Origin of the sequence: Pseudomonas sp. UV AK001, assembly GCF_046097675.1 — a bacterium.
In the GTDB taxonomy this organism is placed as follows: domain Bacteria; phylum Pseudomonadota; class Gammaproteobacteria; order Pseudomonadales; family Pseudomonadaceae; genus Aquipseudomonas; species Aquipseudomonas kribbensis.
Genome location: NZ_JBJUVZ010000001.1, coordinates 40,641 through 60,788 on the forward strand (window position 1 = coordinate 40,641; position 20,148 = coordinate 60,788).

Here is a 20,148-nt window from a genome sequence, read left to right on the forward strand (position 1 = left end):
TTAGCTTTCACAAGTGCCTGGGATCAGCGTTTGACCAGGTGCACCGCGAGCACATCGCAAGGTGCGCCGTGCAGGACGTCGTTGGCGGTCGAACCCAATAGCAGCGCCAAACCATGCCGGCCATGGCTGCCGACCACGATCAGGTCGCATTCCTGATCCTTGGCGAAGTGGTGGATTTCCTGGCGTGGCTGGCCGTAGGTCAGGTGGCAGTTGGAGCCTTCCAGTTCGGTGTACTTGTGCTTCAGGCGCTCAAGGCGCTCCTTGGCTTGATCGAATTGCTGCTGTTGCAGTTGTGACAGATCCATCGGTACGTCACCCCCGAAGGCCATGGCCATCGGTTCGACGATATGCACCAGCGACAGCTTGGCGCCATTGCTCACCGACAGCTCTCGGGCGCGGTGGATCACAGGGTCGCACTCTTCGGTCAGATCTACGGCGACCAGGATATGGTGGTAGGGCATGAGGTGCTCCTCGTGAGGGATCAATATTGTTAAGTATGGCTGGTTTCAAGCGCATTGGTTCCAAAGTGACGCAATGGGCTCATGACAAAACGGGAGTACACATATGACGGTCTGGCTGGTGGTGTCAATCCTGCTGGTGGTGTTGAGCCCCCTGGCGTGGTTGCGCCCGTCCCGTGCACAGAGTGGCCGGATAGCCTTGCGTACCGAGGCCCGGCGCATCGGGCTGGCCATGCAGCTGGCGCCCCAGGAGTGGCCGCACTGGCTGAGCCAGGAGCCGCCAAACCCGTGTGCGCAATACCATCGGCCACGGCGCGGCAAGCAGCCGGCGTGCTGGACGTATTGGCAGAAATCTCCGGGTGTGTGGGTCAATCAGTGGCAGGAAGTCTGTGAAGATCCGCTGCTGCTGAATCATTTCGAAAAATTGCCGGGCAACGTTTTCAAGGTCGAAGCCGACAAGCAGATGATCGCGCTCTATTGGGGCGAGAAGGGTGACGCTTCGGTTCTGCTGGAAATCGATGCCACGCTGAAAGCGCTGGCATGACTCACGGACGTTTCGCGCTGCAACGGTGCGAAACGTCTGGCAGACGAGCAATAAAAAGCCCGACATGATTCATCGGGCGGGGTTGGCCAGGCAGGCCGGAAATTCTTTTGGGCGTTGATCCGGAGTGATCCGGTCAGCAAAAGTGCGCCTGTTTTCCTTCGTAGTCCAGCCAGCGTAGCCTGTTAAACAAGGCTTGCAGTGAATTAGGGCGACTTTTCTAACTATTAATCTTATGAATGCCCTGACATGCAAGCATGCGTGGACGGGCTGCGTCTTACAGAAATGACCGCAAAGTCGCATTTCAACCCGTATTTAGGGCGATTGACAATTGTCGGAAATTCCGTGAAGGTGGCGTACCCAAATCAAACGGGCGTATGAATTGAGCGTTTGTATTGCAGACTGCTCCTACAGAATCCCGACTATCGCGTTGGCGGGTGTGCCGGGTGGATTGGTGTCAGCATTGACGAAAAAGCGTCCTGCCGAGCCATTCGCCTGCGTCCGACGTGTACTGTTCAGCTTCCATATCGTGGAGATCAGTTGATGATTTACGAAGGTAAAGCCATCACGGTTAAAGCTCTTGAAAGTGGCATCGTCGAATTGAAATTCGACCTCAAGGGTGAGTCCGTCAACAAGTTCAACCGTCTTACCCTGAACGAACTGCGTCAGGCCGTAGACACCATCAAGGCAGATGCTTCGATCAAGGGCGTGATCGTCAGCAGTGGCAAGGACGTGTTCATCGTCGGCGCCGACATCACCGAATTTGTCGACAACTTCAAGCTGCCGGATGCCGAGCTGGTTGCAGGCAATCTCGAAGCCAACAAGATCTTCAGCGATTTCGAAGACCTCAACGTTCCGACCGTGGCCGCAATCAACGGCATCGCCCTGGGTGGCGGTCTGGAAATGTGCCTGGCGGCGGACTACCGCGTCATGTCCACCAAGGCCAAGATCGGTCTGCCGGAAGTCAAGCTGGGCATCTACCCGGGCTTCGGCGGAACCGTGCGTCTGCCGCGCCTGATCGGTGCCGACAACGCTATCGAGTGGATTGCCGCCGGCAAGGAAAACCGTCCTGAAGACGCGCTGAAAGTCGGCGCCGTCGATGCCGTGGTTGCCCCTGAAAAGCTGCAGGATGCTGCCCTTGAACTGATCAAGCACGCCATCTCCGGCGAGTTCGACTACAAGGCCAAGCGTCAGCCGAAGCTGGAAAAGCTCAAGCTGAACGCCATTGAACAAATGATGGCTTTCGAAACCGCCAAAGGTTTCGTGGCTGGCCAGGCCGGCCCGAACTACCCGGCCCCGGTCGAAGCGATCAAGACTATCCAGAAAGCCGCGAACTTCGGTCGTGACAAAGCGCTGGAAGTCGAAGCCGCAGGTTTCGTGAAACTGGCCAAGACCTCTGCCGCTCAGAGCTTGATCGGTCTGTTCCTGAACGATCAGGAACTGAAGAAAAAGGCCAAGGCCTACGACGAAATCGCCAAGGACGTGAAGCAGGCTGCCGTACTGGGCGCCGGTATCATGGGTGGCGGTATCGCCTATCAGTCGGCCTCCAAGGGTACGCCGATCCTGATGAAGGACATCAACGAGCACGGCATCGAGCAAGGTCTGGCGGAAGCCGCCAAGCTGCTGGTCGGCCGCGTTGATAAAGGCCGCATGACTGCCGCGAAAATGGCTGAAGTGCTCAACGGCATTCGTCCTACGCTGTCCTACGGCGATTTCGGTCACGTTGACCTGGTCGTTGAGGCCGTGGTCGAGAACCCGAAGGTCAAGCAAGCCGTTCTGGCGGAAGTCGAAGACAAGGTCAAAGAGGACACCATCCTCGCGTCCAACACCTCCACCATTTCCATCAGCCTGCTGGCCAAGGCCCTCAAGCGTCCGGAAAACTTCGTCGGCATGCACTTCTTCAACCCGGTGCACATGATGCCGCTGGTGGAAGTGATCCGTGGCGAGAAGTCCAGCGAGCTGGCGATTGCCACCACCGTTGCCTACGCCAAGAAAATGGGCAAGAACCCGATCGTCGTCAACGACTGCCCGGGCTTCCTGGTCAACCGCGTACTGTTCCCGTACTTCGGCGGCTTCGCCAAGCTGGTCAGCGCCGGTGTGGACTTCGTCCGTATCGACAAGATCATGGAAAAATTCGGCTGGCCGATGGGCCCGGCATACCTGATGGACGTAGTCGGCATCGACACCGGCCACCACGGTCGTGACGTGATGGCTGAAGGCTTCCCGGACCGCATGAAGGACGATCGTCGTTCGGCCATCGACGTGCTTTACGAAGCCAAGCGTCTGGGTCAGAAGAACGGCAAGGGCTTCTACGCCTACGAGGCCGACAAGAAAGGCAAGCAGAAGAAAGTCGCCGATCCGTCGGTACTGGAAGTGCTCAAGCCGATCGTCTACGAGCAGCGTGAAGTCACTGACGAAGACATCATCAACTGGATGATGATCCCGCTGTGCCTGGAAACCGTGCGTTGCCTGGAAGACGGCATCGTCGAAACCGCCGCCGAAGCCGACATGGGTCTGGTCTACGGTATTGGTTTCCCTCCATTCCGTGGCGGTGCGCTGCGCTACATCGATTCGATCGGTGTTGCCGAGTTCGTTGCCCTGGCCGACCAGTACGCTGATTTGGGCGCGCTGTACCACCCGACCGCGAAGCTGCGCGAAATGGCTAAGAACGGCCAGAGCTTCTTCGGTTAAGCGCCCCCAACTAGAGTGAGAGTGAACTTATGAGCTTGAATCCTAGAGACGTCGTGATTGTCGACTTCGGTCGTACTCCGATGGGCCGCTCCAAGGGCGGCATGCACCGCAACACCCGCGCCGAAGACATGTCGGCGCACCTGATCAGCAAACTGCTGGAGCGCAACACCAAGGTCGATCCTGCAGAAGTCGAGGACGTGATCTGGGGCTGTGTGAACCAGACCCTGGAGCAGGGCTGGAACATCGCACGCATGGCGTCGCTGATGACCCAGATCCCGCACACTTCGGCCGGCCAGACCGTCAGCCGTCTGTGCGGCTCGTCGATGAGTGCGCTGCACACCGCTGCGCAAGCGATCATGACCGGCAACGGTGACGTGTTCGTGGTTGGCGGCGTCGAGCATATGGGCCACGTGAGCATGATGCACGGTGTCGATCCGAACCCGCACATGTCCCTGTACGCGGCAAAAGCCTCGGGCATGATGGGCCTGACCGCTGAAATGCTGGGCAAAATGCACGGCATCACTCGCGAACAGCAGGACGCCTTTGGCGTGCGTTCCCACCAGTTGGCCCACAAGGCAACTGTGGAAGGCAAGTTCAAGGACGAAATCATCCCGATGCAGGGCTATGACGAGAACGGTTTCCTGAAAACCTTCGACTACGACGAAACCATTCGTCCGGAAACGACCCTGGAAAGCCTGGCGGCTCTGAAGCCGGCATTCAATCCAAAGGGCGGCACCGTGACTGCCGGTACTTCGTCGCAGATCACCGATGGTGCTTCGTGCATGATCGTGATGTCGGCGCAGCGTGCACAGGACCTGGGTATTCAGCCGCTGGCCGTGATTCGTTCGATGGCGGTGGCAGGTGTGGATCCGGCGATCATGGGCTATGGTCCGGTACCGGCGACTCAGAAAGCACTGAAACGTGCCGGCCTGGGTATCAACGATATCGACTTCTTCGAGCTCAACGAAGCGTTCGCCGCACAGGCTCTGCCAGTGCTGAAAGACCTGAAAGTGCTCGACAAGATGAATGAGAAGGTTAACCTGCACGGCGGCGCGATCGCCCTGGGTCACCCGTTCGGTTGCTCCGGTGCCCGTATTTCCGGCACCTTGCTGAACGTGATGAAGCAGAATGGCGGCACCTTCGGGGTGGCCACCATGTGCATTGGCCTCGGCCAAGGCATCTCCACCGTCTTCGAACGCGTTTAAGCGTCTCGTCGATGGAAGCCGGGGCCAAGTGCCCCGGTTTTTGTTTTTGCGAATTTATTTTTGTATTTATTTTGAAAAAATTTGAGTGAGGGCCGAAGCGTGCCGATACAACCTGGGCTCTACCAACATTACAAAGGTCCGCAGTACCGCGTATTCAGTGTCGCGCGGCATTCCGAGACCGAAGAAGAAGTGGTCTTTTACCAAGCCCTGTATGGCGATTACGGCTTCTGGGTACGCCCCTTGAGCATGTTCCTGGAGTCCGTCGAAGTTGACGGCGAGCAGGTCCCACGCTTTGCTTTGGTGCAAGCCGAACCGAGCCTTTTTTCGAAGCCGTAAGGCGAGTGCGCGCAAAACCCTGCGCTTGACCTCACCTTGTAGCCACTATATATAGCGGTGCCGCGTCAGGCGCCAACCGCCTTTCACTTCTAGAATTCAGGAATTTTCTGATCCATGGGCAAATCGCTGGTCATTGTGGAATCCCCGGCTAAGGCCAAGACCATCAACAAGTATCTGGGCAACCAATACGTGGTGAAGTCGAGTATCGGCCATATCCGAGACCTGCCCACCAGCGGTTCGGCTAGCGCCAGCAAGGAGCCTGCCGCCAAGCGTGGCAAGGCAGCTGCGGGCGAAGCGCCAGCGCTGTCGCCGAAAGAGAAGGCGCGCAAGCAGCTGGTCTCGCGCATGGGTGTCGATCCGGATCATGGCTGGAAGGCCAAGTACGAGATCCTCCCGGGCAAGGAAAAAGTCATCGAAGAGCTGCGCCGGCTCGCCAAGGATGCTGACACCATCTATCTCGCAACCGACTTGGATCGCGAGGGGGAAGCCATTGCCTGGCACCTGCGCGAAGCCATCGGTGGTGACGACAGCCGCTACAAGCGCGTGGTGTTCAACGAAATCACCAAGAAAGCGATTCAGGAAGCCTTCTCGGAGCCGGGCGAGCTCGATATCGATCGAGTGAACGCGCAGCAGGCCCGTCGTTTCCTCGACCGCGTCGTCGGTTACATGGTCTCGCCGCTGTTGTGGGCCAAGATCGCCCGTGGCCTGTCCGCCGGTCGTGTGCAATCGGTGGCCGTGAAGCTGGTGGTCGAGCGTGAGCGTGAAATTCGTGCGTTCATCCCGGAAGAGTACTGGGAAGTGCATGCCGACCTCGGTACCACCAAGGGCTCGACCGTACGTTTCGAAGTGGCTCGTGAGAAGGGCGAAGCTTTCAAGCCGCTCAACGAAGCCCAGGCCATGGCGGCGCTGGAGAAGCTGAAGTCTTCCAGCTACAGCATCGTCAAACGTGAAGACAAACCGACCAGCAGCAAGCCGTCGGCGCCGTTCATCACCTCCACGCTACAGCAGGCCGCGAGCAACCGCCTGGGCTTCGGCGTGAAGAAAACCATGATGATGGCCCAGCGTCTGTACGAAGCCGGCTACATCACTTATATGCGTACCGACTCGACCAACCTCTCGGCCGATGCCGTGGCGATGGCGCGTACTTATATCGAAGACGAGTTCGGCAAGAAGTACCTGCCGGAAACGCCGAACGTCTACAGCAGCAAGGAAGGCGCACAAGAGGCTCACGAAGCGATTCGTCCTTCCGACGCCAACACCACGCCAAGCAAGCTCGCTGGTATGGAGCGTGACGCTGAGCGCCTCTACGAGCTGATCTGGCGCCAGTTCCTGGCTTGCCAGATGCTGCCGGCGCAATATCTGTCGACGACCGTCAGCGTGGCCGCTGGCGATTTCGAGCTGCGTGCCAAGGGCCGTATCCTGAAGTTCGACGGTTACACCCGCGTTCTGCCGCAAATCACCAAGCCTGGCGACGACGACGTCCTGCCGGACATGGCGCAGGGCGACGTGATGAAGTTGATCAAGCTTGATCCGACCCAGCATTTCACCAAGCCGCCGGCCCGTTACTCGGAAGCCAGCTTGGTGAAGGAAATGGAAAAGCGCGGCATCGGTCGTCCTTCGACCTACGCGGCGATCATTTCGACCATTCAGGATCGCGGTTACGTGACCCTGCACAACCGTCGTTTCTATTCGGAAAAAATGGGTGACATCGTCACCGAGCGTCTGTCCGAGAGCTTCTCGAACCTCATGGACTACGGCTTCACCGCCGGCATGGAAGAGAACCTTGATGACGTGGCTCAGGGCGAGCGCGACTGGAAAAACGTGCTGGACGAGTTCTACGGCGATTTCAAGAAAAAGCTTGAAGTAGCCGAGAATCCGGAAGCCGGCATGCGTGCCAACCAGCCGGTGATGACCGATATTCCGTGCACCACTTGCGGTCGTCCGATGCAGATTCGTACTGCATCAACCGGTGTGTTCCTCGGTTGCTCGGGCTACAGCCTGCCGCCGAAAGAGCGCTGCAAGGCCACGGTCAACCTGGTGCCGGGCGATGAAATTGCTGCGGACGACGAGGGTGAGTCGGAATCCCTGGTGCTGCGCGGCAAGCATCGTTGCCCGATCTGCAGCACGGCGATGGACGCTTACCTGCTCGATGAAAAGCGCAAGCTGCACATCTGCGGTAACAACCCGGATTGCGCCGGCTACGAAATCGAAGAGGGCAGCTATCGCATCAAGGGTTACGAAGGTCCGAGCCTGGAATGCGACAAGTGCGGCAGCGAGATGCAGCTCAAGACCGGCCGTTTCGGCAAGTTCTTCGGTTGCACCAATCCGACCTGCAAGAACACCCGCAAGCTGCTGAAGAGCGGTGACGCGGCGCCGCCGAAGATGGATCCGGTGAAGATGCCTGAGCTGAAATGCGAAAAGGTCAACGACACTTATATCCTGCGCGACGGTGCTTCAGGCCTGTTCCTGGCGGCCAGCCAGTTCCCGAAAAACCGCGAGACCCGTGCTCCGCTGGTGATCGAGATTCTGCCGCACAAAGACGAAATCGATCCGAAGTATCATTTCCTGTGCGAAGCGCCGCAGAAGGATCCAGATGGTCTGCCGGCAGTGATCCGCTACAGCCGCAAGACCAAGGAGCAATACGTCCAGACCGAAGTCGACGGCAAGCCGACTGGCTGGAAAGCGTTCTTCGACGGTGGCAAGTGGACAGTTGAAGACAAGCGTCCGGCGAAAGCCAAGGCTTGAGCAAGCGCTGATCGGATGCTGCCCTGACCGGGTGGCTTCAACAGAAAAGGCCGCATGACAACCTTCTGGTTTTCATGCGGCCTTTTTGTTTAAAGCTTGCGGTCGGATCGGCTGATCCATGACACTGTCCGACCTGTATGAAGAAATTATTTCGCTGCGGAGAGTGCCGATATGGCCCACGAGCTCTATACCCGTACCAATCAGAAGATCTATTTCGCGGGTCTGTCGCTGGAAGCGCTGGCCAGGGCTGAAGAGGGGCGGGCGATGAATTCGCTTGCGTTGATTCAGGCCGGGCGCGAATCGGCGCTGTTTCATCTCTACGGCGCATTGCTGGGGTTGTGTCACGAAATTGCAGGGTTTTACCGTCTGCCACAGGCTAACGCGCCCCGGGCGGAAACGCTGTTGACCCGCGAAGTGCTTGAGTCGATTGCAATCCCCGAGTTGGCCGAGATGGTCGAGTTGGCGGGTAATCCGGAAACCTGGCTGGCTAAATTGCTGGCTGCACATTCGGCGCTGTTTCAGCCACCGCGAGTGCCACACAAGCCAAAAGGCGATGTGACCCAGCCGCTGATTCAGGCGGTCAATCTGGATGAAGAACAAGCCCCGGAAGAGCTGAGTCGTGAAGAGTTGGAGAGCTGGCGGCAGAATCTGAAAAGTCTGGCTATCCGTTTCCGTGAAGGCCTGAACGAGTGCTGATGGCTTCTTGACCGGCGGCGACGAGATGCATGCTGCTGGTCAAGATCCCGAGCGAATCCCGAATGATGTCTATATAATCCCTGCCTTTCGTGGAGAACAGACCTATATGCCAACGTCCTTTCTAGAAATTGTCGAGCTACCAGACGGCCGAATCGAACTGCGCAGGGCCGAGGACGAGGGTTCTCTGGTGACTCTGGATTTCTCCGAGGATGCCAAGGCATTTCTGCAGGGCCAGCACGTTGAAATTGCCAAGGCGATGCTCAGCGTTGGCGTGCAGATGGCTGGTCGAATGGTTGAAGGCGAGTTTGATAAGGAAGAGGGGCCGCGGGTTCTTCATTGAGTACCGCCCGTCGATAATCGCCCCGGTTCGGCTTCTCTATCCCTTGAGAAGCCCCGCGCTCCAGATAGCGCGCACGTAGTCAGCCCAGTCGAATATTCAGGCTTTGAGCGTCCCCGGTGCGGGCGGCGCTGATCAGTTGTTGGCGTGAGCCTGAGTTGAGCGGGTTCAACCATGTCACCACGGTATGGCTACGACCCAGGCGCAGGGCTTCGCAAGCCAGTTGCTGGGCACTCTGAGTCCCACGCGGTTGCAGCAGCAGAATGCGTTCTCGATTCAGTCCTGCATCCCGCAGCCAGGCCTGGGTCAGGCTCGCTGGTGGCGCAATCAGTGTCAGCCAGCGTGCGTCCTGATCCTCACTCAACTCCCGAAGTATAGGTGCCAGCAGGTTCAGGCAGTTCCCGGCCGCACCGCGCAGCGACAGTTCACTGAACGCTTCGGGTTCGACATTCCATGGGCGTTCGGCTACATCCTTGAGGATGGGGGCCAATGGTTGCGCCAGAAAAGCCTCGAACAACGGCAGTTGTGTTTGCTGAGGTGCGTGTGGGAACTGCATAAAGCCTCCTTTAGCGGCGGATTACGCCGACACTCAAGCCTTCGATCACCAGTTCCTGATCTTTCAGGTCGACTTCGATAGGGGCGAACTCAGGGTTCTCGGCAATCAACCAGACTTTGCTGCCATCACGCTTGAAGCGTTTGACGGTCACTTCGTCGCCGATCCGCGCAACGACGATCTGGCCGTTACGTGCCTCCCGGGTCGTGTGAACCGCCAGCAGGTCACCGTCGAAAATACCGATGTCCTTCATGCTCATTCCGTGGACGCGCAGCAAGTAGTCGGCGCGAGGGTGGAAAAAGGCCGGGTTGATGTTGCAGGACTCTTCGATGTGCTGTTGGGCGAGAATCGGCGCGCCGGCAGCCACTCGGCCGATGATTGGCAGGGTGGATTCGTCGACTTTGGCTTCAAAGCCGGGGATTCGAATGCCGCGAGAGGCGCCGGGAGTCATTTCGATCGCGCCTTTGCGGGCGAGTGCCTTGAGATGCTCCTCGGCAGCGTTGGGCGATTTGAAACCCAGTTCCTGAGCGATTTCCGCACGGGTCGGCGGGTAGCCGTTGTCTTCGAGGCAGCGTTTGATAAAGGCCAGAATCTCGGCTTGGCGTGGCGTCAGCTTAAGCATATTGATCGCTCTGTCTTTTTATACAGTGACTGGGATTATATACAGTGAAGCGGTCTTGGCAATGATCGTTTTTTGCCAGGCCGCCGGACGGTCAGTGACGGCGCCGATTAATGTGGCGTCCTTGTTGTGGTTAAATATCTGACCGACCATTCCCAAAACGAACCGGCAGGCTTGACAAGGCACAGGCTGAAACGTATGTTTCAAACAAGTGTTTGTCAGGCGGAGTAGCCATGGCCCAGTCGGAAACCGTTGAACGCATTCTTGATGCTGCAGAACAGCTGTTCGCGGAAAAAGGTTTCGCCGAAACCTCATTGCGTCTGATCACCAGCAAGGCCGGGGTCAACCTCGCAGCGGTGAACTATCACTTCGGCTCGAAGAAGGCGCTGATCCAGGCGGTTTTCTCGCGTTTTCTTGGTCCGTTCTGCATTAGCCTCGATAAAGAACTGGAGCGCCGCCAGGCCAAGCCAGAGAACAAGCCTTCGCTTGAAGAGCTGCTGGAAATCCTCGTCGAACAGGCGTTGGTCGTCCAGCCACGCAGTGGCAATGACCTGTCGATCTTCATGCGCTTGCTCGGTCTTGCATTCAGCCAGAGCCAGGGTCACCTGCGCCGTTATCTGGAAGACATGTACGGCAAGGTTTTCCGCCGCTACATGCTGCTGGTAAACGAAGCCGCTCCCCGTATTCCTCCTATCGAATTGTTCTGGCGTGTGCACTTCATGCTTGGTGCTGCGGCATTCAGCATGTCGGGTATCAAGGCCCTGCGCGCGATTGCCGAGACCGATTTCGGCGTCAACACCTCCATCGAGCAGGTGATGCGTCTGATGGTGCCGTTCCTGGCCGCCGGCATGCGTGCCGAAACCGGTGTTACCGATAGCGCAATGGCCACCGCGCAGTTGCGTCCTCGCAGCAAATCGACACCGGCGCCTGCCAAGGTTTAACTGTCCATGGGTGGGCGTGGCAGCGGACATCCGCTAAGCTAGCCGCCCATGCCGACTCTCGTTCTGAACCCGTTACTCATTGAAATCACCGACCTGCCGGGCAATGCCGTTGGTTGTGGTTTCGTGGGTGACGGGTTTTTCGTTTTCAAGGAATCTCTATGACTGCTGGCCTGCAAGGCTCGTTGATGGTGGACGTCGCCGGTACCTGGCTGACGGCCGAAGATCGCCAATTGTTGCGCCAGCCCGAAGTGGGCGGCCTGATCATTTTTGCCCGTAACATCGAGCACCCGCGTCAGGTGCGCGAGTTGAGCGCGGCGATCCGTGCCATTCGTCCGGACCTGTTGCTGGCGGTGGACCAGGAAGGCGGTCGCGTCCAGCGCCTGCGTCAGGGCTTCGTGCGCCTGCCGGCCATGCGGGCGATTGCCGACAACCCGAATGCCGAATACCTGGCCGAGCAATGCGGCTGGATCATGGCCACTGAGGTGCTGGCTGTCGGTCTCGATCTGAGCTTTGCCCCTGTGCTGGACCTGGATTACCAGCGCAGCGCCGTGGTTGGCACTCGTTCATTCGAAGGCGATCCGGAGCGCGCCGCGCTACTCGCCGGAGCGTTCATCAAAGGCATGAACAGCGCCGGCATGGCGGCTACCGGCAAGCATTTCCCTGGTCACGGCTGGGCGGAAGCCGACTCCCACGTCGCCATCCCCAACGACGAGCGTAGCCTTGAAGAGATCCGCGCCAACGACCTCGTGCCGTTCGCCAGACTCAGCAAGCAACTGGCCGCCGTCATGCCGGCCCACGTCATTTATCCGCAAGTCGACGCACAGCCCGCCGGTTTCTCCCGTCGCTGGTTGCAAGACATCCTGCGCGGTGAGTTGCAGTTCGACGGTGTGATTTTCAGCGACGATCTGTCGATGGCTGGTGCCCATGTGGTCGGCGACGCCGCCAGTCGTATCGAAGCTGCACTCAGTGCCGGTTGTGACATGGGCCTGGTGTGCAACGATCGTGCTGCCGCCGAACTGGCCCTGAGCGCCGCGCAACGCATGAAGGTCAAGCCATCGCCGCGCATTGCACGCATGCGTGGTCAGGCGTTCGCCAATACCGAATACCGTCAGGATCCGCGCTGGCTGACCGCTGTCGGCGCACTCAAAGACGCTCAACTGATTGATTAAGGATTTTTCGCTATGACGGTTTACGCAATCATCGGCGGCACCGGCCTGACCCAGCTGGAAGGCCTGAGCATTCGTCAGTCGCTGGCAGTGGATACGCCTTATGGTGCGCCATCGGCTGAAGTCCAGATCGGTGAATACGCCGGCAAGGAAGTGCTGTTCCTGACTCGCCACGGCCATCCGCATCGCTTTCCGCCGCACAAGGTCAACTACCGCGCCAACCTGTGGGCTTTGAAGCAGGCCGGCGCCGAAGCAATCATTGCGGTCAATGCCGTGGGCGGGATTCATCCTGCAATGGGCACCGGACATTTCTGCGTACCCCATCAGATCGTGGACTACACCAGCGGGCGTGAGCACACCTATTTTGCCGATGATCTGGAACATGTCACACACATCGACTTCAGCTTTCCCTACAGCGAGCCGCTGCGTCAGCAATTGATTGCAGCGTTGGCCGCCGAAGGCTGCGAATACAGTGATCAAGGCGTTTACGCTTGCACCCAGGGCCCGCGGCTGGAAACCGTGGCGGAAATCGTGCGTCTGGAGCGTGATGGTTGCGACATCGTCGGCATGACCGGCATGCCGGAAGCCGCACTGGCTCGTGAACTGGATCTGGAATACGCCTGTCTGTCGCTGGTGGTGAACCCGGCGGCGGGCAAGACCACGGCGGTGATCACCATGGCCGAGATCGAGCAGGCGCTGCATGACGGCATGGGCAAAGTGAAGTCGACGTTGGCACGCGTACTGAAGGGCTGAGCCTAGCTCCGCAATGACTCGAACGAACAGGCGCTGAGGACTCAGCGCTTGTCGAACTTGTCCGGCAATGGCGCAAACAACGCCTCGATATCATCACTCTGCAGCTTCCAGTCCCCGGCCTTGCGCCCATCCAGCACACCGGCCGCCAGGTCGGACTTTTCCTCCTGCAAGTGCTGAATCTTCTCTTCGACCGTACCCCGGGCAATCATCTTGTAGACGAATACCGGCTTCTCCTGACCAATACGATACGCACGGTCGGTTGCCTGATTCTCGGTCGCCGGGTTCCACCACGGGTCGTAGTGAATCACGGTGTCCGCTTCCGTCAGGTTCAGACCCACACCGCCAGCCTTCAGACTGATGAGAAAGATCTGACGCTTGCCGCTCTGGAATTCCTTCACCGGTGTGCGCCGATCCCGGGTTTGGCCGGTCAGCAACGCATAGGGGACATTGCGTTTTTTCAGCTCGTCCTCGATCAGTGACAGCATCGAAGTGAACTGCGAAAACAGCAGAATCCGCCGACCTTCCTCAAATAACTCCTCAAGCATTTCCATCAGGCTGTCGAGCTTGCCCGATGTGCTGCCTCGAGCGGGCAGGGTGGCGTCGTTGACCAGGCGCAAATCGCAGCAGACCTGCCGCAGCTTGAGCAACGCTTCGAGAATGATGATCTGACTGCGCGCCACACCTTTGCGGGTGATTTCGTCGCGAACCTTCTTGTCCATCGCCAGACGCATGGTTTCGTACACGTCGCGCTGGGCCTCGTTGAGCTCGACCCAATGGATGATCTCGGTTTTTGGCGGCAGTTCTGTGGCAACCTGCTCCTTGGTGCGGCGCAGCAGGAACGGTTTGATTCGACCGTTGAGGTGCTGAAGTCTGACTTCGCTCGCGCGCTTTTCAATCGGCACGCGGTAATCGGCGTTGAAGCTTTTGACGTCGCCGAGCCAGCCGGGCAGCAGGAAGTGAAACAGCGACCACAGTTCGCCCAGGTGATTTTCCAGCGGCGTTCCGCTCAGGCACAGGCGCTGACGAGCATTGAGCTCACGGGCAGCCTGCGCCGCTTTGCTGTTCGGGTTCTTGATGTACTGCGCTTCATCCAGCACAAGTACATGCAGCGGCTGCTGGGCCAGACGTTCGACATCCTTGGGCAGCAGTGCATAAGTCGTGAGGATCAGGTCGTAATCGGCCAGATGCTCGAAATGCTTTTTACGGCTGGCACCGTACAGGGCGACAACCTTGAGCTGTGGCGTGAAATGCGCCGCTTCGTCCAGCCAGTTGGGAATCAGGCTGGTGGGCATCACCACCATGCACGGGCGATCCAGACGCCCGGCGTTCTTCTCGCTGAGAATATGCGCCAGTGTCTGTAGGGTTTTACCCAAGCCCATGTCGTCCGCGAGAATCCCGCCGACCTCAAGTTGCCGCAGCGACTGCATCCAGCTCAAGCCTTCAAGCTGATAAGGGCGCAGTGTCGCGTTCAGCCCTTGTGGCGCTTCGGCGCTGTAGTCGCGGATATCGCGCAAGCGTTGGGCGAAGCTACGAATCTGCTCCCCGCCTTCCCACAGCAGAGGAATGCCTTCCAGCGAGTTCAGGCGTGTGGCGTCGGCCTTGCTCAAGCGCAGGGTGGTTTCGCCCGGCTCTTGCAGATAGAACTCGCCCAGGGTCGCCAGCACCGGTTTCAACCGGCCAAGGGGCAGGGCGACTTGCAACGGCCCGTGCTCACTGTTGCGTTGCGGAATGTTCACCAGAATCAACTCATCGTCCCGTCGCCGGGCGAGGCGTTCGGGGTTGAGGATTTCCGTGTGCGAGCGCATCAGGTTGAGCAGGATCGGCAGCAGGCTCAGGCGTTCGCCATTGACGATGATGCCCAGTTCCAGATCGAACCAGTCCCGCTCCGGCGTCTGCTCGACCGTGGCGTACCAGTCGTCCACGGCGGTCAGGTCGAAACCGAATTCATCGTCGACCAGCAATTCCCAGCCTTGGGTGCGCAGCTTCGGCAGATCGTTCAGGGTGAACGTCAGCCAGGCGCTGTCGTTGACCATCTCGTAGAGTTCGCCGGCGCTTTCCGGCAGGGCCTTGCTTTGCCGGGTGGCGATGCGAAAGCCGAGAATCCGCAGTTGCTCGCGGTAGCTTTGCTCGACGTCCGGCTGGCGTTTGACTCGCAGCGTCTGTGCTTCCTGACGAATCAGGATGTCGCTGTTTTTCTGGCCGCTGACGTATTCGTCGAGGTAGCTGAAAGACAGCGCCGCACGATGCTGGATGTAACGCTGCATCTTGCCGTTGCGCGGCTCGAAAGCGCTGAACTCCACACTGGCCAGCCACAGGCGCGGTACCGGCTGCACGTTGTCCACCAGCACTTGCGGCGGAGCCTTGGGGCTGCGGTTTTCCAGGACGGCCTGGAGTTTTTCCAGCAGTTCGGCGTCTTTGGCGGCGGCCGGGTATTCGAGGGTTTCCTGCACCTGCAGCAAGACCGCCGCACAGTGTTTGCAGTTGCTGTGGACCGGGCAGGTGCACGTGGCGTCGACCATCAATAACGTGCCTTTGGCTGACTCGCGCAGATGAATCGTCTGACGATAAATGTTGCCGCCAGAGCCTTCGCAACTGGCGGTAATGGTCGCATCGCCGACCTGCACGATTCGCACCCGGTTTTCCAGGGCGTAGCGGCGGCCACGCTCCAGGCTTTGTTCCTTGAACCGGCTGACCCAGGAGGAAGCCAGCGGTTTGCTCAGAGGCGGGGACATAAGGACTTCAATCAGTCCGGAACGACTTCAGGCGCTTCCCGAGGCGCAGGCGCCGTCAGTGAAGTGATCTTGATCAGCAGGGCCAGGTGGCCGTTGTCCAGGTAGTTGAGCTGGCCGTTCTTGGTGTGGCTTTCCTGCTTCAGGCGTTCGCTGGCGGTGACCATGCCGTTGGCGTCGATCTGGTTGACCCAGAAGTCGGCGTTCACGTCGGTAAAGCGCCCGAGTTTCATTTCAATCGTGCCTTCGACGGGGAACTGACCGAACTGCTCCTGACCATCGCTGACCGCGACCTTCGCCGGTGTCTCGCCGAGTGTCTGCTGCCAGGCCTTGTGCATCAGCACGCTGTATTCGCCGCTGGCGGTGAGTTTGTTGGCGACGTCGTTCAGCGCTGTGGTGCGCTTGCTGTCATCGCCCAGGCGTTGGGCGCCGGCGGCCCAGTCTTCCGGCGCGGCGCGGCTGACGATGGCCGGCACGGCGTTCTGGCGTACCAGAATCATTTCGACCTGATACAGATCATCGGCAAATGCCGAAGGGGCGACCAGCGTCAACAACAAGGTCAGTGAGCGAAACAGGCGCATGCGGCGTCCTTCAAACAGTTTTCGGGATGAGGCGCTCGAACAGCGCCTCTACAGTATTAAAGCGCTCTTCCGGGCGCTCCATCGGCACCTGGAACTTGAACATCGTGGCGCCTTCGAATTTGTAGCGTTTTGGCTGACTCTGGATCAGTTTGATCAGAGTCATCGGGTCGACCGGCGTCTGCGCCGCGAACTCGATGCGACCGCCTTGCGGGCCGCCATCGACTTTCTTGATGCCCAGCTGCTCGGCCTGTAATTTCAGCGCCGTGATGCGCACCAGATTTTTGGTCGGCTCCGGCAGCAGGCCGAAGCGGTCGATCATCTCCACCTGCAGATCCTTCAGGCCTTCCTCGTCGGTGGCCGAAGCGATGCGCTTGTACAGGATCAGGCGTGCGTGGACGTCCGGCAGGTAATCTTCCGGAATCAGCGCCGGCACCCGCAGGTTGACTTCCGGGCCGCCGCCGAGCGGCTGGTCGAGGTTCGGCTGTTCCCCCTTGCGGATCGACTTCACCGCGCGCTCGAGCATTTCCATGTACAGCGTGAAGCCGACCGCCTGAATCTGCCCGCTCTGACCGTCGCCCAGCAATTCGCCGGCACCACGGATTTCCAGGTCGTTGGTGGCCAGCACGAAGCCCGCGCCCAGATCCTGAGTATTGGCAATCGCTTCCAGACGCTTTTCCGCATCGCCGGTGATCTGCTGGCGTGGCGGTGTCAGCAAGTAGGCGTAAGCCTGGTGGTGACTGCGGCCAACGCGGCCGCGCAACTGGTGCAACTGCGCCAGGCCGAACTTGTCGGCACGCTCGATGATGATGGTGTTGGCGCTCGGCACGTCGATGCCGGTCTCGATGATCGTCGAGGCGATCAGCACATTGAAGCGCTTGTGATAGAAGTCGCTCATCACCTGTTCGAGTTCGCGTTCGCGCATCTGCCCGTGGCCGATGCCGATTCGCGCTTCCGGCACCAGTTCGGCCAGTTCGGCGGCGCATTTCTCGATGGTCTTCACGTCGTTGTGCAGGTAATAGACCTGACCACCACGCAGTAGCTCACGCAGCAAGGCCTCTTTGACCGTGCTCTTGTTCTGTTCCATGACGAAAGTGCGCACCGACAGGCGTCGCGCCGGCGGTGTGGCGATGATCGACAGATCGCGCATGCCCGACACCGCCATGTTCAGCGTGCGCGGAATCGGCGTGGCGGTCAGCGTAAGGATGTCGACTTCGCTGCGCAGAGCCTTGAGCTGCTCCTTCTGACGGACACCGAAGCGGTGCTCTTCGTCGATGATCACCAGTCCGAGGTTTTTGATCTTGACGTCGTCCTGCAGCAGCTTGTGGGTGCCGATGACGATGTCGATGTTGCCCTCGGCCAGTTCGGCCACCGCCGCGTTCACTTCTTTGGCCGACTTGAAGCGGCTCATCACTTCCACGGTCACCGGCCAGTCGGCGAAGCGGTCGCGGAAGCTGTTGTAGTGCTGCTGGGCGAGCAGGGTGGTCGGCACCAGGATCGCCACTTGCTTGCCGCCATGCACTGCGATGAAGGCGGCGCGCATGGCCACTTCGGTCTTGCCGAAACCGACGTCGCCGCAGACCAGTCGATCCATCGGTTTCGGCGCGAGCATGTCTTCGCGCACGGCTTCGATGGTGGATTGCTGGTCCGGGGTTTCTTCGAACGGGAAGCCGGCGCTGAACGTTGCGTAATCGGCTTTCGGATCGGCAAACGCATAACCTTCGCGGGCGGCGCGACGGGCATAGATGTCGAGCAGTTCGGCAGCCACGTCGCGCACCTGTTCGGCAGCCTTGCGCTTGGCTTTCTGCCAGGTCTCGGAGCCGAGGCGGTGCAGCGGGGCCAATGCGTCGTCGCTGCCGGTGTAGCGGGCGATCAGGTGCAGGTTGGCCACCGGCACGTAGAGCTTGGCGTTCTCGGCGTATTCGAGGGTCAGGAATTCGGCAGCCTGATTGTCGATTTCCAGAATCGTCAGGCCGAGATAGCGGCCGACACCGTGGTCGATGTGCACCACCGGCGCGCCTTCGCGCAGCTCGGTGAGGTTCTTGATCACCGCATCGTTATTGGCGTCGGCGCGTTTTTCGCGACGACGACGCTGCATCACGCGCTGGCCAAACAACGGACTTTCCGCGACCAGTGCCAGCGCCGGGTCATCCAGCATCAAGCCTTCGTCGAGCGGGGCGATGGTGATCGCCAGGCGATCCTTGCTCGCGACGAAGTCCGGCCAGCTGTCGACGGTTTTCGGTCGCAGCTTCAGACGGTCCAGCAGTTCCAGCAGCACTTCGCGACGGCCCGCTGATTCGGCGGTGAACAGCACGCGTCCCGGGAATTCGTCGAGGAAGGCGGACAGCGCGGCCAGCGGTTGCGTGGCCTTGGCTTCGATCGCCAGATTCGGCAGGGCCTGCGCCGGGAAGCGCTCGCGGCCGACGCCGGTTTCCACGTCCTGCTGGCTGGCAACGACGCGCGGCCAGTTCTTCAGGCGGGCGAAGCAGTCTTCCACCGGCAGAAACAGTTCGGCGGGCGGCAATAACGGGCGCGATGGATCGACGCGGCGCTCTTCATATCGATTGCGCACGTCGTTCCAGAAATTCTCCGCCGCTTGCTCGATGCCCGGCAGCGAGAACACCTGAGTGTCCTGGGGCAGGTAATCGAACAGGGTCGAGGTTTCTTCGAAGAACAGCGGCAGGTAGTACTCGATGCCGGCCGGCGTGATACCGCTGCTCAGATCCTGAAAGATCGGGCAGCGGCGGAAGTCGACATCGAAACGTTCGCGAAAACGCGCCTTGAAACGGGTGACCGCTTCTTTCTGCAGCGGGAACTCTTTGGCCGGCAGCAGCTTGACCGAATCGACCTTGTCGATGGAGCGCTGGTTTTCCGGGTCGAAGGTGCGCAGGGTTTCGATTTCGTCGTCGAACAGGTCGATGCGATACGGCAGTTTGCTGCCCATCGGGAACAGGTCGATCAGTGCGCCGCGTACGGTGAACTCGCCGTGTTCGTAAACCGTATCGACGTAGCGATAGCCGCTGGCTTCGAGCCGCGAGCGCATTTGCTCGACGTCGAGCTTCTGACCGACATCCAGCACCAGGCTGCTGCCAAGCAGGAATTTGGTCGGCGCCAGGCGATGCAGGGCCGTGGTGATCGGCACCACCAGCACGCCATGTTCCAGCTCCGGCAGTCTATAAAGGCTGGCGATGCGCTGGGAAATGATGTCCTGGTGCGGCGAGAACAGGTCGTAGGGCAGGGTTTCCCAGTCCGGGAAATGCAGCACCGGCAAATCCGGGGCGAAGAAACTCAGCTCCTGCTCCAGCCGTTCGGCACTCTGGCTGTCGGCGGTCAGCAGTAACGTGAAGCGCTTGGCAGCGCTGGCAGCCTCGGCAATCGCCAGGCTCAGGGCGGCACCGGGGAGGTTGCCCCAGTGCTGTTTACCTGCCGCGGCAGGGAGAAGCGGTAGACGCAGAACAGGCACGGAAGGTTGAGCTCCAGGCGTTGCGACAAAGTCGGTAATTGTAGCGGCGTCCGGTGCCGCCTGTCAGTTGCAGACTGCGTCTATCTGCACGGTTTCGGCGAAATGTAGTGGTAACCATAAAAACCAGCACTTTTTTGACGATTATGTAGTGCCGAAAATGGGTAGTGTTACGGAGGGTTACAGACATCGTCTAACAGTCTTCGAAAAACCGGCTGCGCTGGAAGCCCCGGTTTTACTGGGCTGGCGGAGGGCGTTATTTTTTTGGAGCGAATTTTGTTACCGATTGCGCGACAAGCGCGCATTGCTACGAGAGGTTCTCGGCGGCATAATGTAGCCC

At 59.5% G+C, this 20,148-nt stretch carries 16 protein-coding genes; 10 read left to right on the forward strand and 6 right to left on the reverse strand.

What is annotated here, in order from left to right:
• Window positions 1-23: 23 nt before the first annotated feature.
• Entirely contained in the window at window positions 24-461 is a 438-nt protein-coding gene (locus ACKLNA_RS00165; protein WP_047295289.1) for a universal stress protein, read from the reverse strand.
• 103 nt (window positions 462-564) lie between these two features.
• Here ACKLNA_RS00165 and ACKLNA_RS00170 point away from each other — a divergent pair, with 103 nt between their 5' ends.
• From ACKLNA_RS00170 to ACKLNA_RS00200, 7 genes are all read left to right on the forward strand, one after another.
• Window positions 565-1,002, forward strand: a complete 438-nt coding sequence (locus ACKLNA_RS00170) for a hypothetical protein (protein WP_011335196.1) — start codon at window positions 565-567, stop codon at window positions 1,000-1,002.
• Between the two features lie 540 nt (window positions 1,003-1,542).
• Window positions 1,543-3,690: a fatty acid oxidation complex subunit alpha FadB gene (gene fadB / locus ACKLNA_RS00175; RefSeq protein ID WP_408984477.1), complete on the forward strand. Its 2,148-nt coding sequence runs from the start codon at window positions 1,543-1,545 to the stop codon at window positions 3,688-3,690.
• A 29-nt stretch (window positions 3,691-3,719) separates the two neighbouring features.
• Complete coding sequence (fadA, locus tag ACKLNA_RS00180) at window positions 3,720-4,895, forward strand: acetyl-CoA C-acyltransferase FadA (protein WP_007953060.1); 1,176 nt, start codon at window positions 3,720-3,722, stop codon at window positions 4,893-4,895.
• A 99-nt stretch (window positions 4,896-4,994) separates the two neighbouring features.
• Window positions 4,995-5,231 (forward strand): DUF1653 domain-containing protein, encoded by a 237-nt coding sequence (locus ACKLNA_RS00185; protein ID WP_007953059.1) that lies wholly within the window; start codon window positions 4,995-4,997, stop codon window positions 5,229-5,231.
• A 114-nt stretch (window positions 5,232-5,345) separates the two neighbouring features.
• Window positions 5,346-7,976 carry a type I DNA topoisomerase gene (gene topA / locus ACKLNA_RS00190; RefSeq protein WP_114884388.1) on the forward strand — a complete coding sequence of 877 codons (2,631 nt, stop codon included), beginning with the start codon at window positions 5,346-5,348 and terminating at the stop codon, window positions 7,974-7,976.
• Between the two features lie 171 nt (window positions 7,977-8,147).
• Window positions 8,148-8,672 (forward strand): DUF6586 family protein, encoded by a 525-nt coding sequence (locus ACKLNA_RS00195; protein WP_085713138.1) that lies wholly within the window; start codon window positions 8,148-8,150, stop codon window positions 8,670-8,672.
• Window positions 8,673-8,778: 106 nt separating this feature from the next.
• A complete protein-coding gene (locus ACKLNA_RS00200; protein ID WP_003226592.1) occupies window positions 8,779-9,012 on the forward strand; it encodes a hypothetical protein in 234 nt (77 codons plus the stop codon).
• 79 nt (window positions 9,013-9,091) lie between these two features.
• Here the strand turns inward: ACKLNA_RS00200 and sulA are convergent, their stop codons facing one another.
• Both sulA and lexA read right to left on the reverse strand, forming a co-directional pair.
• Entirely contained in the window at window positions 9,092-9,565 is a 474-nt protein-coding gene (gene sulA, locus ACKLNA_RS00205) for an SOS-induced cell division inhibitor SulA (RefSeq protein ID WP_408984478.1), read from the reverse strand.
• 10 nt (window positions 9,566-9,575) lie between these two features.
• Window positions 9,576-10,184, reverse strand: a complete 609-nt coding sequence (lexA, locus tag ACKLNA_RS00210; protein WP_085713140.1) for a transcriptional repressor LexA — start codon at window positions 10,182-10,184, stop codon at window positions 9,576-9,578.
• Window positions 10,185-10,414: 230 nt separating this feature from the next.
• On the opposite strand from lexA, the gene ACKLNA_RS00215 reads away from it, so the two are divergent.
• From ACKLNA_RS00215 to ACKLNA_RS00225, 3 genes are all read left to right on the forward strand, one after another.
• A complete protein-coding gene (locus ACKLNA_RS00215) occupies window positions 10,415-11,122 on the forward strand; it encodes a TetR/AcrR family transcriptional regulator (RefSeq protein ID WP_408984479.1) in 708 nt (235 codons plus the stop codon).
• A 170-nt stretch (window positions 11,123-11,292) separates the two neighbouring features.
• Entirely contained in the window at window positions 11,293-12,291 is a 999-nt protein-coding gene (gene nagZ, locus ACKLNA_RS00220) for a beta-N-acetylhexosaminidase (protein WP_169432674.1), read from the forward strand.
• A gap of 12 nt (window positions 12,292-12,303) precedes the next feature.
• On the forward strand, window positions 12,304-13,041 hold the full coding sequence (locus tag ACKLNA_RS00225) for an S-methyl-5'-thioinosine phosphorylase (RefSeq protein ID WP_408984480.1): 738 nt from the start codon (window positions 12,304-12,306) through the stop codon (window positions 13,039-13,041).
• A 41-nt stretch (window positions 13,042-13,082) separates the two neighbouring features.
• On the opposite strand, the gene ACKLNA_RS00230 is transcribed toward ACKLNA_RS00225, so the two are convergent.
• From ACKLNA_RS00230 to mfd, 3 genes are read right to left on the reverse strand one after another with little or no spacing between them, the layout of a single operon-like run.
• A complete protein-coding gene (locus tag ACKLNA_RS00230; RefSeq protein ID WP_408984481.1) occupies window positions 13,083-15,773 on the reverse strand; it encodes an SNF2-related protein in 2,691 nt (896 codons plus the stop codon).
• 11 nt (window positions 15,774-15,784) lie between these two features.
• Window positions 15,785-16,351, reverse strand: a complete 567-nt coding sequence (locus ACKLNA_RS00235) for a CsiV family protein (RefSeq protein WP_085713145.1) — start codon at window positions 16,349-16,351, stop codon at window positions 15,785-15,787.
• A gap of 10 nt (window positions 16,352-16,361) precedes the next feature.
• A complete protein-coding gene (gene mfd, locus ACKLNA_RS00240; protein WP_085713146.1) occupies window positions 16,362-19,811 on the reverse strand; it encodes a transcription-repair coupling factor in 3,450 nt (1,149 codons plus the stop codon).
• Window positions 19,812-20,148 lie beyond the last annotated feature (337 nt).

Excerpts from the sequence above, each read along its gene's own strand:
- ACKLNA_RS00165 (WP_047295289.1), bottom strand. The coding sequence starts at position 461 with ATGCCCTACCACCATATCCTGGTCGCCGTAGATCTGACCGAAGAGTGC.
- ACKLNA_RS00170 (WP_011335196.1), top strand. The coding sequence starts at position 565 with ATGACGGTCTGGCTGGTGGTGTCAATCCTGCTGGTGGTGTTGAGCCCC.
- fadB (WP_408984477.1), top strand. The coding sequence starts at position 1,543 with ATGATTTACGAAGGTAAAGCCATCACGGTTAAAGCTCTTGAAAGTGGC.
- fadA (WP_007953060.1), top strand. The coding sequence starts at position 3,720 with ATGAGCTTGAATCCTAGAGACGTCGTGATTGTCGACTTCGGTCGTACT.
- topA (WP_114884388.1), top strand. The coding sequence starts at position 5,346 with ATGGGCAAATCGCTGGTCATTGTGGAATCCCCGGCTAAGGCCAAGACC.
- ACKLNA_RS00195 (WP_085713138.1), top strand. The coding sequence starts at position 8,148 with ATGGCCCACGAGCTCTATACCCGTACCAATCAGAAGATCTATTTCGCG.
- ACKLNA_RS00200 (WP_003226592.1), top strand. The coding sequence starts at position 8,779 with ATGCCAACGTCCTTTCTAGAAATTGTCGAGCTACCAGACGGCCGAATC.
- sulA (WP_408984478.1), bottom strand. The coding sequence starts at position 9,565 with ATGCAGTTCCCACACGCACCTCAGCAAACACAACTGCCGTTGTTCGAG.
- lexA (WP_085713140.1), bottom strand. The coding sequence starts at position 10,184 with ATGCTTAAGCTGACGCCACGCCAAGCCGAGATTCTGGCCTTTATCAAA.
- ACKLNA_RS00215 (WP_408984479.1), top strand. The coding sequence starts at position 10,415 with ATGGCCCAGTCGGAAACCGTTGAACGCATTCTTGATGCTGCAGAACAG.
- ACKLNA_RS00225 (WP_408984480.1), top strand. The coding sequence starts at position 12,304 with ATGACGGTTTACGCAATCATCGGCGGCACCGGCCTGACCCAGCTGGAA.
- ACKLNA_RS00230 (WP_408984481.1), bottom strand. The coding sequence starts at position 15,773 with ATGTCCCCGCCTCTGAGCAAACCGCTGGCTTCCTCCTGGGTCAGCCGG.
- ACKLNA_RS00235 (WP_085713145.1), bottom strand. The coding sequence starts at position 16,351 with ATGCGCCTGTTTCGCTCACTGACCTTGTTGTTGACGCTGGTCGCCCCT.